General features: G+C 45.2%; 14 protein-coding genes. 8 read left to right on the top strand and 6 right to left on the bottom strand.

What is annotated here, in order from left to right:
• Positions 1–87 precede the first annotated feature (87 nt).
• The gene (locus AABA75_RS11770) at positions 88–1257 is read right to left on the bottom strand and encodes an isovaleryl-CoA dehydrogenase (RefSeq protein ID WP_338292798.1); all 1170 of its coding nucleotides are present in this window, start codon (positions 1255–1257) and stop codon (positions 88–90) included.
• Positions 1258–1261: 4 nt separating this feature from the next.
• The gene (locus AABA75_RS11765; protein ID WP_338292797.1) at positions 1262–1651 is read right to left on the bottom strand and encodes a MerR family DNA-binding transcriptional regulator; all 390 of its coding nucleotides are present in this window, start codon (positions 1649–1651) and stop codon (positions 1262–1264) included.
• A gap of 208 nt (positions 1652–1859) precedes the next feature.
• On the opposite strand from AABA75_RS11765, the gene AABA75_RS11760 reads away from it, so the two are divergent.
• Positions 1860–3041: a thiolase family protein gene (locus AABA75_RS11760; RefSeq protein WP_338294849.1), complete on the top strand. Its 1182-nt coding sequence runs from the start codon at positions 1860–1862 to the stop codon at positions 3039–3041.
• A 130-nt stretch (positions 3042–3171) separates the two neighbouring features.
• On the opposite strand, the gene AABA75_RS11755 is transcribed toward AABA75_RS11760, so the two are convergent.
• The 4 genes from AABA75_RS11755 to AABA75_RS11740 form a co-directional block, all read right to left on the bottom strand.
• Positions 3172–6327, bottom strand: coding sequence for a tetratricopeptide repeat-containing hybrid sensor histidine kinase/response regulator (locus AABA75_RS11755; RefSeq protein ID WP_338292796.1), 3156 nt, complete (start codon positions 6325–6327; stop codon positions 3172–3174).
• Positions 6328–6335: 8 nt separating this feature from the next.
• Positions 6336–6611 (bottom strand): hypothetical protein, encoded by a 276-nt coding sequence (locus AABA75_RS11750; RefSeq protein WP_338292795.1) that lies wholly within the window; start codon positions 6609–6611, stop codon positions 6336–6338.
• 81 nt (positions 6612–6692) lie between these two features.
• Positions 6693–7517, bottom strand: coding sequence for an SAM-dependent methyltransferase (locus tag AABA75_RS11745; RefSeq protein ID WP_338292794.1), 825 nt, complete (start codon positions 7515–7517; stop codon positions 6693–6695).
• Positions 7518–7665: 148 nt separating this feature from the next.
• The gene (locus tag AABA75_RS11740; RefSeq protein WP_338292793.1) at positions 7666–7935 is read right to left on the bottom strand and encodes a hypothetical protein; all 270 of its coding nucleotides are present in this window, start codon (positions 7933–7935) and stop codon (positions 7666–7668) included.
• A gap of 380 nt (positions 7936–8315) precedes the next feature.
• On the opposite strand from AABA75_RS11740, the gene AABA75_RS11735 reads away from it, so the two are divergent.
• The 7 genes from AABA75_RS11735 to AABA75_RS11705 all read left to right on the top strand — a co-directional run bounded on the left by AABA75_RS11735 (position 8316) and on the right by AABA75_RS11705 (position 16585).
• Entirely contained in the window at positions 8316–9806 is a 1491-nt protein-coding gene (locus tag AABA75_RS11735) for a CoA-acylating methylmalonate-semialdehyde dehydrogenase (RefSeq protein WP_338292792.1), read from the top strand.
• A gap of 13 nt (positions 9807–9819) precedes the next feature.
• On the top strand, positions 9820–10977 hold the full coding sequence (locus AABA75_RS11730; RefSeq protein ID WP_338292791.1) for an acyl-CoA dehydrogenase family protein: 1158 nt from the start codon (positions 9820–9822) through the stop codon (positions 10975–10977).
• A gap of 15 nt (positions 10978–10992) precedes the next feature.
• Entirely contained in the window at positions 10993–12108 is a 1116-nt protein-coding gene (locus tag AABA75_RS11725) for an enoyl-CoA hydratase/isomerase family protein (RefSeq protein ID WP_338292790.1), read from the top strand.
• Positions 12109–12110: 2 nt separating this feature from the next.
• Positions 12111–13001 (top strand): 3-hydroxyisobutyrate dehydrogenase, encoded by an 891-nt coding sequence (gene mmsB, locus AABA75_RS11720; protein WP_338292789.1) that lies wholly within the window; start codon positions 12111–12113, stop codon positions 12999–13001.
• A 16-nt stretch (positions 13002–13017) separates the two neighbouring features.
• Positions 13018–13779 carry an SDR family oxidoreductase gene (locus AABA75_RS11715; protein ID WP_338292788.1) on the top strand — a complete coding sequence of 254 codons (762 nt, stop codon included), beginning with the start codon at positions 13018–13020 and terminating at the stop codon, positions 13777–13779.
• Positions 13780–13905: 126 nt separating this feature from the next.
• Entirely contained in the window at positions 13906–14454 is a 549-nt protein-coding gene (gene gmhB / locus AABA75_RS11710) for a D-glycero-beta-D-manno-heptose 1,7-bisphosphate 7-phosphatase (RefSeq protein ID WP_338292787.1), read from the top strand.
• Positions 14455–14551: 97 nt separating this feature from the next.
• A complete protein-coding gene (locus tag AABA75_RS11705; protein ID WP_338292786.1) occupies positions 14552–16585 on the top strand; it encodes a diguanylate cyclase in 2034 nt (677 codons plus the stop codon).
• Positions 16586–16591: the final 6 nt, after the last annotated feature.

Genomic DNA, 16591 nt, shown 5'->3' with positions numbered 1-16591 from the left:
TAAATCCGCTTCACAAAAAATCGGATTTCTGAGAAATCCGATCCATTAAAACTAAACCGGGCGCTTAAATTTCCCGGTTTGTATACTTTAGACTGATTCTTTGAATAATTCGCGACCAATCAACATACGACGAATTTCAGAGGTCCCTGCACCGATTTCATACAGTTTAGCGTCACGCAATAAACGACCCGTAGGGTATTCGTTGATGTAGCCGTTACCGCCTAATAACTGGATGGCGTCTAATGCCATTTTGGTAGCCAATTCCGCAGAATACAGAATGGCACCAGCGGCATCTTTACGAGTGGTTTCACCACGGTCGCAGGCTTTGGCTACGGTGTAGACATAAGCACGAGCGGCATTCATTTGGGTATACATATCGGCTACTTTACCCTGTACCAACTGGAATTCACCGATGGACTGACCAAATTGCTTACGGTCGTGAATGTAAGGCACCACGATATCCATGGCAGCCTGCATAATACCGATAGGGCCACCGGAAAGTACCAAACGCTCATAGTCCAGGCCGCTCATCAATACGCGTACGCCGCCGCCTACTTCGCCCAGGATGTTTTCTTCAGGTACTTCACAATCTTCGAAAACCAGCTCACAGGTATTAGAAGAGCGCATGCCTAATTTGTCTAGCTTCTGTGCTTGGGAGAAACCGGCAAAGCCTTTTTCTACGATAAAGGCGGTAATGCCTTTAGAGCCGCCATTAACATCGGTCTTTGCGTAAATTACAAAGGTGCTGGCGTCTGGACCATTAGTGATCCACATTTTATTGCCATTTAAAATATAGTGATCGCCTTTTTTCTCGGCGCGCAATTTCATGCTGACTACGTCAGAGCCGGCGTTTGGCTCACTCATAGCTAATGCACCAATGTGCTCACCACTGACCAGTTTGGGCAGGTATTTTTCTTTTTGTGCCGCCGTACCGTTTTTGTGAATTTGATTAACGCACAGGTTACTGTGAGCACCATAGCTCAAACCGATACCGGCAGACGCGCGGCTGATTTCTTCCATGGCCACTACGTGTGCCAGGTAACCCATGTCAACGCCGCCGTATTCTTCTGCTACTGTCATGCCCAGTAAGCCCATTTCACCCAGCTGTGGCCACAATTGATTGGGGAAGGCGTTGTCTTCGTCGGCTTTTTCTGCAAGCGGTGCAATTTCGCCTTGGGCAAACTGGTAAATACCTTCTCTTAAGGCATCGATGTCTTCGCCAAGATCAAAGTTTAATGTAGGGTAGGGAGTATTCATGGATTTATACACCTTTAGTTAATTCAGATAGTTCTTCTTTACAGCGCAGTTCAACGTCGTTTAATTCATTCATCAGCATTTGAATGTCTTCCATTTGCTGTTTCATGATGGCGCGTTTTTCGTGCGTCATGCGTAACATTTCTTCAAGTTGTATTCGGGAGCTTTGATGAGAGTCGTAAAGCTCGAATAAGGTTTTAGTCTCTGCCAAAGAAAAGCCTAAGCGTTTACCGCGCAGGATTAACTTTAGTCGAACTCTGTCTTTTTTGTTGTAGATTCGACTTTGACCCGCTCTTTCGGGCGCCAGCAGACCTTGCTCCTCGTAAAAACGGATAGAGCGGGGCGTAATGTCAAATTCTTTTGACAATTCACCTATTGAATAAGTTTGTTCACTCATAGGTTTACCTTTACGTTCACGTAAGGATTGGGTTAACGTAAAGGTAAAGTAACCCTGACAACTTTTCAACATTCTATTTACAACCGATTTCGACAAAGTCATCGCTTGCGTCCAGAATGTTGTACAAGATGCCAATGGTCCTAAAGTACAGTCGCCTTGATTGTAGGGATGGATCACAATGCCAGCAAAATAAGCAAAGGTAATGAAAATGACTACAGAAAATATCGTTATTGTATCTGCCAAACGCACGCCAATGGGCGCCTTCATGGGCAGTTTATCACCGCTAACGGGTACAGAATTAGGTGCCGGTGCCATCGCCAGCGTACTAGCCGATAGTCAGGCTGATGCCAATCAGGTAGACGAAGTGATCATGGGCTGTGTATTGCCTGCAGGATTAGGCCAATCTCCTGCCCGCCAAGCGGCATTAGCGGGCGGTTTGCCATTGTCTGCTGGTGTAACCACCATCAATAAAGTCTGTGGTTCAGGCATGAAGGCGGTAATGATGGCTCATGACTTTATCAAAGCAGGCAGTGCTGAAGTGGTAATTGCCGGCGGTATGGAAAGTATGTCTAACGCACCGTATTTATTACCCAAAGCCCGTGGCGGCTACCGTATGGGTCACGGTCAGGTGCTGGACCACATGATGCTAGACGGCCTTGAAAATGCTTATGACGGTCAAGCGATGGGGTGTTTTGCCCAAGCTACAGCCGATGCTGAAGGCATTACCCGAGAAGATATGGACGCCTTTGCCTTGTCTTCATTAGATAAAGCTAAAACGGCAATTGCTGAAGGCTACTTCAAAGATGAAGTGTCTGACGTAGTGATCCAAGGCCGCAAAGGTAATGTGGTAGTGAGTGAAGATGAATCACCCGCCAAAGCCATGCCAGAAAAAATTCCTAACCTGCGCCCGGCATTCAAAAAAGACGGCACGGTGACTGCAGCGAATTCCAGCTCCATCTCTGATGGTGCCGCAGCACTCATGGTAATGACAGAGTCTAAAGCCAAAGAATTGGGATTACAGCCATTAGCGCGCATTGTAGCTCATGCTACCAATTCTATTGAACCGGAAAACTTTACGGTTGCTCCGGTTGGCGCTATGCGAAAATTGATGGATAAAGCCGGATGGTCGTTGAATGATGTAGATTTATTCGAAATCAACGAAGCTTTTGCCATGGTAACGATGTTAGCGGTACGCCAGTTGGAACTGGACGAAGCCAAAGTGAATGTCAATGGTGGTGCTTGTGCTCTGGGCCATCCTATTGGCGCCTCTGGTGCCCGTATTTTGGTAACTCTTTTACACGCTTTAAAACGCCTTGGCAAAACTAAAGGCGTAGCTTCTTTGTGTATCGGCGGTGGTGAAGCCACAGCCATTGCGGTTGAAATGATGTAATCGTCAATTAAATCCGATTACTAAGACAAAGCGGTGCCATTGGCACCGCTTTTTTGTAGGTTCGGCTTTTATCCCAACAGCGATGGTTTATTCAGCTATCTTTGTCGACATAAATGTCGACCTACAATGCTCAATTTGTTTCTAAAAAAGCTTTGATGGTGCGCAGTTCGTCGGAGAGTTGTGTGAGTTTTTTCAGTAAGATATCCATCTCGCAGTTTTCGCGAATGGCCTTGCGAATTTGAGTACACAACAGGTGAGCTTTGGGCAGAGCGAGTTGCAAAAGTTGTTTTTGCAGTTGGGTGATGTCTGAGGCCAGTTGCAGCACTTCTTCTTCGTTGGTGCTGTTGGTTTGCGGCAGGGTTAGCTGTACTTGCTGGCAGAACTTAACTAACGCATTGTGCCAATTCTCCACACTGATATCATGCTTAAAAATACCGAGGGCTGGATAGGTGCCGGGAATCGCCAGATAACGCTGCATTTTACCCAGAGCTTCATTAATAAAGCTGCTGACAATATCGCTTTTATTATCTTTTAGACAGGTTTCGATCTCATCAAACACGTTTCCGATAACCGCAAATCCAAAGTTTGCCGCCGAACCTTTAATACTGTGGGCCTGCTCTTCTAGAGACTCCCAGTTTTCTTCCTGCCAGTGCATTGTAGCCTGTTCTACATCCTTTTGCAGTTGAGTACAGTAACTGGCGATAAGCTGCACCATATCTTCATCGCTGCCGGGTAAATCTGGAATTTTCACTTGATCTAGTGTTTCCGCCAGTTGTGTGCAGCTTTGGGCTTGCTGACTATCTTCGTTTGTTTCTGCTTTATTGTCATCTTGCTCAATAATTTGGCTGTGCAGATGAGTTTCCAATACCGCAACCAGAGATTCGCGAGGTAGGGGTTTGGGCAGGTGATCATCAAAACCTTCCTGCAGATACTGCGCAATTTCATGTTTCATATTGTTGGCAGTTAAGGCAATGATGGGGGTGTCTGAATGGATTTTTCGGATTTGTTTTAGCGCTTGCAGACCATCCATCACCGGCATTTGAATATCTAAAAAGATCAGATCAAAACTGTCTTTTAATGCGGCATTGCAGGCTAGTAAACCGTTTTCAACATCCGTCACTTCCAACCCCATTCGAGATAGCATTAAACGGATTAACTCCCGATTGTTAGGGTGATCTTCTGCCAGCAATACCCGTGCATTGCTGAATCTAGGGCTTTTTTGTTTTTCGGTTTCCGCGCTTTTAGTGACGACACGGGCTTCTTCACCAGAGGTTATCCAGCGACAATCCGGTGCTGGCTGCAGCTCAACTGCCACAACAAATTCTGAGCCTTTGCTCGCTTCACTGGTGCAGCTTAATTCACCACCCAAGCCTTGCGCTAAATGACGGGAGATAGACAAACCCAAACCAGAACCTCCAAAACGGCGATTTATGGAGCCATCGGCTTGCTGAAAGGGTTGGAATAAGTTGGCCAGATTTTCTTTACTGATACCTATTCCGGTATCACGCACTGCAATCACTAACTGTTCTTCTGTAGTCTTTACCGACAGGCTGATACTGCCTTTGTCGGTGAACTTTAAGGCGTTGTTGGTGAGGTTAAACAGTATTTGTCGCAGACGAGTGGGGTCAGTGATAATACTACTGGGCAAGGGGTAGCGAAAATGTAAATCGAAGCTCAACCCTTTGTCTCGTGCCCGTTTGCCGGTTACCGATTCAATTTGAGCCAATAGCGGAATGAGCGGGGTAGAGATGTGCTCAAATTCTAATTTATTGGCCTCTATTTTTGTAAAATCCAGAATATCACTGATGACATTTAATAAATGATTTCCGTTTTCTGAGATGATATTTATCACCCGGTGTTCTTCTTTTGCCGGGATGTCTCCCTGCAAGATACTGTCGGCGTAGCCAATGATGGAGGTAAGTGGCGTGCGGATCTCATGACTCATGTTTGCCAGAAATGCTGATTTTGTTTGGGTTGCATGTTCCGCCTGAACTTTGGCTTTTTCTAATTCAGCTGAAACTCTTGCTAGCCGTTGTTTTTCCCTTGATACGGTAAAAATCCAAAAGGCCAAAGCCAAGATGGCACAAACCAGGGTAAAAGCGATAAATTGGGTTTGTTGTGAACGTTCCTTTTCTACGGTACGTTCCAGTTGCAAAATTTTGTTTTGCTCTTCTAATCGCTCAATTTCTAACGCTTTAGTCTCACTTTCAAACAGCGCTTGTAACACTACAAGTTGTGTTTTGTCTTTTTCAGCCTGATAACTTGTTTCAAGTTCAAGGTATTCCATAAGTGTCTTAATTGATTTCTCTAATTCCCCTTTTTGCCTATGGATTTGAGAGGCAATTTTTAAATTTTTTAACAGTGCCACATTGTCATTTTTTTCTTTTGCTAACATGCGAGCTTTTTCCAGCCACTTTGAAGCTTCATCTAATTGCTCTAACCCTAAATATGACTTGGCAAGTCCTCTTGTTGAATATTCAACAGTGTACTTTTGCTGCATTTCCTCAGCTAAACTCAATGCTTCACGAAACAAGACCAATGCTCTTTTAAAATCTTGTTTTGCGAGATACACATCACCTTGACCATTTCTTATCAATGCTATGCCGAAAGAATCATTTTCGGATCTATACATTTGTAATGACTGTTGGTAGTACCCGAGCGAGTCTTCTATTTCGCCCATCTTGAACAGGGTGTCCGCTATTCCCTTGATCGCACTACTTTGAGGAATAATTTCGTTACTTTGCTCATAATATTCTAATGCTGAAGCGTATAACTTTGCTTCTATGTACGTATTAGCAATATTGTTGTAGACGTAACTTAGATAGAGTCGGTTATTAGTATTCTGGTAAAACTTGGCGGCACTAAGATACTGGTTAATTGCTCGTGTGTGCTCACCGATACTTTGTAGAACATTGCCCTGCAACATTTGTGATCTGGCTAAAATATTTCCAAGGTTGTTTTGCAAAGCGATAGTTTCGGCTTGCTTGGCTTTTGCCATAGAGTTTTCAAAATTAGACAGGAAATAAAAAGCATATGCAGCGCCGTTTAGTGCCCTACCATGATTAGAGGGGTCAACATTAGATTGAAAATACTGTTCCGATTGAGCTGCTATTTTTAACGCTTCTTCAGGTTTTTTTCGCGCTAATTCCTCCACCTTGCTAGCAAAGTAGTCTCCCGAAGGCTCGCTTAATTCAAGCGCCTTTTTATTAGCAGTAACAGCTGATATTGAAAAAGAAATGATAGCCATAAACAATACGGCTATCATTCTATTAATGATTACATTCACATCTGTGCTTAGTGTGTCTGTTTTTGGATGCTAAAGCTGTTATCACGGTTGTCTGTGTTTCCCGCGTTTGTTTCAACTCCTTGCCATTTTCCAGTAGAAGCGATTAGGTTCGAGGCCAGCGTTTTTCTCACGGCTTCTTCGTTTAGTTCCATTATCTCTTCGGGATTGACAACGCCCGCTTCTCTTAACATGGTATGCTTTTGCTCAGTGGGAGCAAAATTAAATGCTTGTAATTTTGCGGCGTCGATTGACAGCTCAAGATAAAAGCGACTTAAGTTATCCATATAATATGTCCTCGTTTTTACTTTCTGTTTTTGTACTGCATTCGATGCAGTACTTAGTTAAAGCCATAATACTTAATTGGCTTAATTCGTTAATTCTTGAGATTCATTCCAATGGTCAATATCAGTAATTGATATGCCCAACCACTCAAGCCTCTCTTGAGCGAATACAGACTCATTGCAGGCTGGAACGTACAATGTTGAAATTACACTGACCTCAGCTTCCGAGAGTTCTCTAATTGCAATCCAATCTTTTCTCGGTTGGAAACCCGGAAGAGTCGGTGCTTCATAGATACAGATCATGTGTTCAGCAGGGTAGTATTCTTGCAGCAATTTACTCAACGCTTTAAGTCCTTGTTCCCCGGGTTTGAAATGATCACTCGTATGCTCACCGGTTAAACCTAACTGCCATAGAATTAAAGCAGCACTGGTATCTGGCGTTCTTTTGGTCAGTAAAAAACGGGTTGCTTCATACGACTGACATCCCGTGTCAGCAGGGTCGAGATCAAGATCTGCATACAAACAAGCATCTGCTGCGATCCCAGGAAGCATTTTAACCGGATAGCCCTCCTGCTTTAAAACATCGCTGGCTAAGCGGGTAGAGGTCACAAAAACACCGGGGTGGCCATAAAAAATGGTAACTACCTGAACACCACTACGCACCAGGTCGATAATATGTTTGGCCATCTTTTTGTAGATATCGGGGCGAGATATGCCATCTTCGTTATAGTACTTGCCCAAATGTTCGGTTGTACTGTTGAGGCTAATTATATGTTGGATTGATAGTGGATTAGGAGCAACCAAGAGTACCTTTTCAGCATTTTTGATGAGGCTTTCGGTTTCCAGTGTCATGTGTCCCGGGTGTAATCCACACCCGGCAATTGTCAGGCTGCCATTATTTGTGGCCAAAACGTATCTCCCTATATACCTTTACTGTTCCTCCGTAAGCATATGACAGCAATGTAAAACTGGCAATTTAATAAATGTTTTTTTTCACTCAATTAGACGTTGCCTTCTTGCTTGTTGCAAAACACGAAGTTGTGGAGTTCAATTTGTTTTAGGGATTATACGACGGGTCGACATTTCTACGCCCGCGGGTCACATTGCCATGGCGGTCGGTATGAGTGCCACGACTCACCATAAAACCTGTGCTGTTGCGGTTTTCGTGGTAGTGAAAGTGATCCACCGAGCCAGAGCGACGGCGAATTTCAACCGAACCAGAGCGAGTCCTCGTTTGCCCTTGTGCTAAATGGGTATTCGCTCTTCGATCGCTTGCTGTTTCATAGGTGCGGTGATGAGTAACTTGATCACCTCTACGTCCGTTCATAATATTTACCTGTTTAATACCAGAAATAAATTAACCATAGTGGTGGTTGTAAAATTGTGCAAATTAAACTGCGTTATTTTTGGTGATAAAATACACAGTGTTTACATCAGTCACTTCACGGTCATTGAATTCGAATGTAAAACGTCATGTTTCACTGGTGCATACAAAACAACAATGGTTGCTTGAGTATAGACAATTACTGATGGTACACCCTTTCTATCACCCCGATATTCGTGCATTAACTTGCCCAAAAATCTCTAGCTGTAAGCTCTAGTTGTCACTTCACACAGTTAAATTTTTTCAATTGACGTTAACGTAAAGGTTAAAACTCTGCTAAAGTCGCTACAATTTCTTAACATTAACAAAAGAGCTTGTACCCTATGCAAACCGTTCCCTTGTTAATTGACGGCGAATTCGTCGCCTCTCAAAGCACAAAAACCATCGATGTAACTAACCCTGCCAATAACGAAACTATCGCGCTTGCGCCTGTGGCTGAAGCCATGGAAGTGGAAAAAGCGGTAGCGGCAGCCAAAGCCGCCTTTGAAACCTGGCGCGAAACGCCGGTGTCAGAGCGCGCTCGTGTGATGATGCGCTATCAGGCATTGCTGAAAGAAAACCACGATGAAATTGCCAAAATCTTAAGTAAAGAAACCGGCAAAACTTTCGCCGATGCCAAAGGTGACGTATGGCGCGGTATTGAAGTGGTAGAGCAGGCTATCAATATGCCAGCTATGATGATGGGTGAAACCGTTGAAAACGTGGCGCGCGGTATCGATACCTACAGCTATATTCAGCCATTGGGTGTGTGTGCTGGTATCACGCCGTTCAACTTCCCGGCCATGATCCCCTTGTGGATGTTCCCAATGGCGATTGCCGCAGGTAACACTTTTGTACTTAAGCCGTCTGAGCAAGACCCTATGACGCCCATGAAGCTGGCAGAATTATTCATGGAGGCGGGTGCACCAAAAGGCGTATTGAACGTATTGCACGGTGACAAAAGCACGGTTGATGGTTTACTGCATCACCAAGATATAAAAGCGGTATCGTTTGTAGGTTCGGTGCCCGTAGGTCAGTACATTTACAAAACTGCTACTGAAAACATGAAACGCGCTCAGTGTTTCGCCGGTGCCAAAAACCACAGCGTGATCATGCCTGATGCTAACAAGGCGCAGGTATTAAACAACCTTGTAGGTTCATCTGTTGGTGCTGCCGGTCAGCGTTGTATGGCAATTTCTGTTGCGGTATTTGTGGGTAGTGCGCAAGAGTGGATTGAAGAGCTTGTACCGCTATTTAAAGAGGTTAAGCCAGGTTTGTGGGATGACGAGTCGGCCGCTTATGGTCCGGTGATCAGTCCGGCTGCCAAAGAGCGTGTATTGGCACACATCCAAAAAGGTAAAGAGCAGGGCGCTGATTGTTTAGTTGACGGCTCTGAGTGCACGGTAGCCGGTTACGAAAACGGTAACTGGATTGGTCCAACGCTGTTCAGTAACGTGACTGCTGAAATGAGCATTTATCAGGAAGAGATTTTCGGTCCGGTATTGTGCTGTATGTGTGTTGACACTTTAGAGGAAGCTATTGCGTTGGTTAACGCTAACCCATATGGCAATGGAACTTCTATCTTTACGGCCAGCGGTGCGGCTGCGCGTAAATATCAACACGAAATTGAAGTGGGTCAGGTGGGTATCAATGTACCCATTCCGGTACCTTTACCATTCTTCTCTTTCACGGGCTGGAAAAACTCCTTCTTCGGTGATCTGCACGCATACGGAAAACAAGCTGTGCGTTTTTACACTGAAACCAAAACCATCACCTCTCGTTGGTTTGAAGACGATATTCCTACTGGTCCTAACATGACCATTAACTTGCGTTGATAAGGAGTGTGCTGTGAATTTTAATCTGACAGAAGATCAAATCGCTTTTGCCGATACTGCCAGACAATTTGCTGAGCAGGAGCTGGCACCTAATGCTGGTAAATGGGATAAAGAGCATTACTTTCCAAAAGAAGTGATCCAAAAAGCTGGTGAACTGGGTTTCTGTGGTCTTTATGCGCCTGAAGAAGTAGGCGGTCTGGGCTTATCCCGTTTGGATTCTTCTATTATTTTTGAACAGCTTTCCATGGGCTGTACTGCTACAACCGCCATGATGACTATTCACAATATGGCCTCCTGGATGATTGCTACCTGGGGCACCGAAGAAGTGAAAGAGCAGTGGTGTGAAGCTCTGGTAATGGGTGAAAAGCTGGCCTCTTATTGTTTAACTGAGCCAGGCTCGGGCAGTGATGCTGCATCATTGCGCACCACCGCGAAACGCGATGGCGATCATTATGTGCTAAATGGCTCTAAGATGTTTATCTCAGGTGCTGGTGAAACTGATGTAATGGTTGTGATGGTGCGTACTGGCGAAGCTGGACCTAAAGGCATCTCTGCTGTGGTTGTGCCCGCTGATGCTGAAGGCATCATCTATGGCAAAGCAGAAGAGAAAATGGGCTGGAATGCCCAGCCAACGCGTCTTGTAACCTTTGAAAACGTGCACATCCCGGTAGGTAACTTGCTAGGTGATGAAGGTCAGGGGTTTACTTTTGCCATGAAGGGCCTTGACGGTGGACGTATTAATATCGCCACTTGTTCTATCGGTACTGCGCAGCAAGCGCTGAATACCGCTAAAAATTATATGCAAGAGCGCAGTCAGTTTGGCAAACCTTTGGCGGCTTTCCAGGCACTTCAGTTTAAAATTGCCGATATGACCACTGAGTTAGTTGCAGCTCGCCAAATGGTGCGGTTGGCGGCGTTTAAACTGGACAGTAATGATCCAGAAGCGACTGCTTATTGTGCTATGGCGAAACGCTTCGCTACGGACATCGGCTTTAAAGTGTGTGACGAGGCCCTGCAAATTCACGGTGGTTATGGTTATATCCAGGAGTATCCGCTAGAGCGCCATGTACGCGACGTGCGCGTGCATCAGATCCTGGAAGGAACTAATGAAATCATGCGTTTGATCGTAGGTCGTCGCGTACTGGCCGAAGGCGCTGGTGAGTTACTTTAAAAAGGGAGTTAAAAAATGAGTGAAGCTCCCGTTTTATTTAGTATAGTAAAGTTAAAGCATGGCCAGTTGGGCCATGTGCAATTAAACTTGCCGAAAGCTTTAAATGCGCTGAATCTGGACATGGTGCGCCTGCTTACTGAGCAGCTGCAACAATGGCAATCCGACGAGAATATCTCGGCCGTGCTGTTAAGCGGTGCGGGTGATAAAGCCTTTTGTGCTGGCGGTGATGTGGTGTCTTTGTACAACGCCATGAAAGCCGAACCGGGCAAAACCCCAGAGTCGGTACAGACATTCTTTACCGAAGAGTATCAGTTAGATCATCTCATTCATACCTACAGCAAACCGCTGATTGTATGGGGTAGCGGGTTTATTATGGGCGGTGGAATCGGTTTGTTTGCCGGTGCCAGCCACAAAGTGGTCACCGAAACTTCGCGCCTTGCTATGCCGGAGATCACCATAGGTTTATTCCCTGATGTGGGTGGCAGTTACTTCTTAAATACCCTGCAAGATAAGATGGGCTTGTTTCTAGGCTTAACCGGGGTACAGATCAATGCTGCCGATGCCAAACTGATAGGTATGGCGGACTATGCATTGGCTGAAGTGACTATTGAGTCGTTTGTTGAGCAATTGGCGGATTCTGAATTGACTGATACCCGCTATGCTATAGAAGACCTGTTAGCGAGTTTGTCCCTCAAATCGGCACAGAAGCTGCCAGAATCCAATATCGCGAAATATCATACTGAGATTGAAACACTGATGTCTCATGCGTCATTAGCGGATATCATCAACGGTATCAGCAAGTGGTTAGAGACCGAAGATAAGTGGCTTAACCGCGCCGCTAAAACCTTGCTTAACGGTTCCCCAGTTACGCAACGTTTGGTGTGGGAGCAGCTCAAGCGAGGTAAAGGCAAGGCACTTGCGGATTGTTTTCGCATGGAGCTTGTGATGGCGTGTCGCTCCGCGTCTGCTGGTGAGTTTCAGGAAGGAGTGCGTGCCTTGTTGATAGATAAAGACGGTGCGCCTCAGTGGTTGTACCCGGCTCAGGAGAATGTGCCGGATGATTTTATCGAGTCTTTCTTCGCCGGTCCCTGGACCAAGCAAACACATCCGCTGGCAAAATTAGGAGAATAATCATGGCAACGATTGGATTTATCGGACTGGGTAATATGGGCGGTCCTATGGCGGTGAACTTGGTTAAAGCCGGGCACAGTGTCAAAGTATTTGATTTGGTTGCAGACAATGTAGCCAAAGTGGTAGCAGAAGGCGCCAGTGCTGCGGCAACAGCCGCTGACGTCGTGACTGATGTAGAGTTCGTGATCAGCATGTTACCGGCGGGTAAGCATGTTAAATCGCTATTCATCTCGCAAGAGGGAGTAGCGAAGCATATTGCCAAAGGTGCAATGGTGATTGATTCCAGCACCATCGATGCTGCATCAGCGAAAGAAGTGGGTGAGCATTTATCCTCAATGGATATTAAATTTGTGGATGCTCCGGTTTCTGGTGGTGTTGCAGGTGCACAAGGTGGCACACTGACCTTTATAGTGGGCGGCTCAGAAGCATGTTTTGCTGCAGCCAAGCCGATTTTAGAAGGTATGGGCAAAAACATCTTTCATGCTGGCGATATTGGCGCAGGTCAGGTAGCAAAAATCTGCAATAACATGTTATTAGCTATCTTGATGACGGGCACATCAGAAGCACTACAGATGGGTATCAAACACGGCCTTGATCCAAAAGTCTTATCCGACATCATGCTGCAAAGCTCTGGGCGCAACTGGACCCTGGAGCTTTATAATCCATGCCCGGATGTATTGCCTAATGTACCATCTTCAAAGAACTATGAAGGTGGCTTTATGGTGGATTTAATGAAAAAAGACTTAGGTCTTGCTATGGAAGCGGCCAATCAAAGCCAATCTATGACGCCAATGGGCGCGTTGGCACAAAATCTTTATCAAATTTTAAGCGCACAAGGGCAAGGCAACAAAGACTTCTCCAGTATTTTTCAGTTGTTTGAGCAAAACAAATAAGAGTTAGAGCAGAATTATGGACTTAAAAAACAAAGTAATTGCAATAACAGGTGCGGCGCAAGGCTTAGGTCGCGCTATGGCAGATGTGTTAGCAGATGAAGGCGCGCATATCGCACTGTTAGATATGCAAGAAGACTCACTAAATCAAGCTGTGGCAGAACTTTCAGAAAAGGGCATCACAGCGCGTCCTTATGTAGTTAATGTCACCAATGAAGCGGAAGTAGAAGCGGTATTCAAGCAAATTCGCGACGATTTCAAACAACTCAATGGCCTGGTAAACAGTGCTGGTATCATGCGTGATGGTATGTTGTTGAAAGTTAAAGAAGGTCAAGTGGTGGGCAAAATGTCCCTGGAGCAATTCCAGTCAGTACTGGATGTTAATGTCACTGGCACTTTCCTGTGTGGTCGTGAAGCTGCCGCACAGATGATAGAATTGGGCTGTGAAGGTGTGATCATCAATGTTTCCTCGGTATCGCGTGCCGGTAACATGGGACAAACCAATTACTCTGCCTCTAAAGCGGCTGTGGCTACCATGACAGTTACTTGGGGTAAGGAGTTAGCGCGCTTTGGTATTCGCGCTGCCTGTATCGCTCCGGGTTTGGTGGACACCGCAATGGCGCGCCAGATGCGTCCGGAAATGATGGAAAAATTTCTGAGTACAGTACCACTTCGTCGCTTGGCGAAGGTGGAAGAATTGGGCCAAACCGCCAAATTTATCTTCAAAAATGATTACTTCACTGGCCGTGTTATCGAATTAGATGGTGGTACACGCGTTTAATTGGTGTAGTTAAATTACCTTGTCGCACGTTTCTTCAGCAAACGTGCGTTTTCCTTGCATTGCACTGTAGCCAAACGCCCGAGTTTGAGTATGCTAGGGACTAAGTTTTCCAGATAATTTACAGTAATGTCTACTCCCACAATAAAACACAAAGCGGTGTTTTTAGACAGAGACGGCGTGATCAACAAAGACCACGGATATACGTTTCGCCCCGATGATTTTGAATTCCTTGATGGTGTATTTCCTGCCTGCCGTCGCTTTATGTCCATGGACTACAAATTGGTTATTGTTACCAATCAATCCGGTATTGCACGAGGCTACTATTCTGAGGTGGATTTTGAGTATCTAACTGATCACATGCTTAATGAGTTTAAACAGCAGGGTATTCAAATTGACGCCGTGTATCATTGTCCGCACCACGCGCAAGAAGGTTATGGTGACTACAAAGTCGATTGCGATTGTCGTAAGCCAAAACCCGGTATGCTTTACGCCGCAGCTCATGAACTGGATTTGGATTTGTCAGAATCGGTGATGATAGGCGACAAAATCACCGATATGATTGCCGGTAAAGCGGCAGGGGTTAAAAAGTGCATTTTGATCTCAAATAACAAAGCTGGAGTTAGTGGTGAGCTGGCGGATGCGGTGGCTCCGTCGTTGTTACATGTCAGAATTTGAGCAATTAAACCTGTTGAGTATTTTAGTTTCCCAAGATTCCGGCTAGTATGTGAACTTTAAATGCCAATAACAGAAGCAATCTGAAGAAAGGAAACGAATGGCGACATCGATTTCAGTACTGCTGATCACCGACAGTGTGAAGAGGCGGCAGTCCGTAACGGAACTATTAGCAGAGCACAACGCAGAAGTATTGCACGTAACAGATGCTAGCAGTGCAGTAACCAAGCTAAAGCAGCAAGAATTCGATGTCATTGTCTCTGACACCTTGATTGGTCAAATGGACGCCTGGCGTCTGGTACGTATGGTAAGAGCCAACTTATTTAGAGTACCCGCCGAAACACCTTACATCCTCATTACCGATACATTCTGCGAACACATCGCTAAAACCACAGCACATGCCTTTACTATCAATCACGTTGTTGCTTGTGAACACCTTGAAACACTGCCTGACTTGATTTTGAGCTTTTCTGATACCACGGAAACGCCCGATAACCGTATGTCGGTGTTAGTGGTGGAAGACGACCCTGATATTGCTGAATTGGCTCATAGACTTTTAAAAAACAACTATAAGGTACAAATAGCCACAACCGGCACACAAGGTGTTAGCAAGTTTCGTGACGGACACTTCGATATTGTCTTGTTGGATGTGCAACTGCCGGAAATGTCGGGTGGGGAAGTACTAAAGCACGTTTTGGCCGCGAACCCCCAACAAGCTGTTGTGATTATGACCGCCCATGGCAGTACTGAATTGGCGGAAGAGTTATTGATTCAAGGCGCGGTGGACTTTATCTCCAAACCCTTCAAAGGCGAACAGCTCAGGAAAGTCATCGCTATCGCTTCCCAGAGGGAAAATTATCTCGTAAGCAATAGTCAGTTTGAAGAAAAGGTTATTACCATCAAGCGTCGGGAAGAGCAGTTTCGGCAGCTATCAGAAGCCCACACTCGTTTGCTAAACCACCTATCTACAGTCGTTATGGAACTGGATACCGATGGTTATATTAAGTTTATTAATAAAGCTTGGGTATTACTGACGGGCTTTTCTCGCGAAGATACCATGGGAAGATCGTTGGCTGATTTTGCTTTCGGTGATGATGGCAATACCAGACAGTATGTCGAATACCATATGAGCCAAATGTTAGAAGGACAAACTGGCTCAAAGCGTATTGAATTTCAGTTAGAAATTAAATCCGGTGAAGCCATTTGGGTAGAGGTACAATTTAACGATTTGTATCGCAAAGGAAAAGTATCGGGGGTGACGGTTAACCTGGACAACATCGATGACCGCAAAAAAGCTGAGATGCAACTTAGCCACCTGGCATCACACGATACCTTAACCAATCTTTTTAATCGCCACTACTTTGATACCGAACTTGTTCGGTTGTCGGAAACCGCCCAATCACAAGAGGTGGTACATTCGCTGTTGTACCTGGACTTAGACCATTTTAAAGTGATTAATGATACCCAAGGGCACCATCAGGGAGATATTATTCTTAAAGAGGTCGCTACTGCGATATCGTCAATAAAGCGTGAAGCAGACGTGTTTTGTCGAGTGGGTGGTGATGAATTTGCATTGTTACTACCTCGCACCGACCGTCATGAAGCTCGCGATATTGCCAACGAAATTTGCGCTCTGTTGCAACAAGGTCATTATCAGTTTGGTGATCGCATATTTAAGATCAGTTGTAGTATAGGTGCCACGGAGATCAACGGTGAACAAACCGAGCCGGAAACCTATTTGCAACAAGCGGATATCGCGCTTTATGTCGCTAAGAAACGCGGTCGTAATTTGGTGCATGTGTTCGAAAAAGCGGATAAAGAAACAGAAGATTTTCAAATTTCAGTACAATGGGTACACGTTCTGCAAGAAGCCATCAGCAAAGATCAGCTTATTTTACATTTTCAACCAGTGGTGGATGCGGAAACCCGCAATGTCCACTATTTTGAAGCACTCGTAAGACTGGAAATTGATGGTAAATTGATATTCCCGGGTGAATTTATTCCGGCAATTGAACGGGTTGAAGATATCAATTTATTGGATCATCAGGTGATTTCAAAAGCCATGAGTATGATCAGTAAATACCCGGTGCTCAAAAAAAGTTGCCATCAATCTTTCAGCACAAGCCTTCAGTGATGAGCG

Source organism: Planctobacterium marinum (genome assembly GCF_036322805.1).
Classification (GTDB): Bacteria; Pseudomonadota; Gammaproteobacteria; order Enterobacterales; family Alteromonadaceae; genus Planctobacterium; species Planctobacterium marinum_A.
This window is presented reverse-complemented; position numbering and strand designations above follow the sequence as displayed.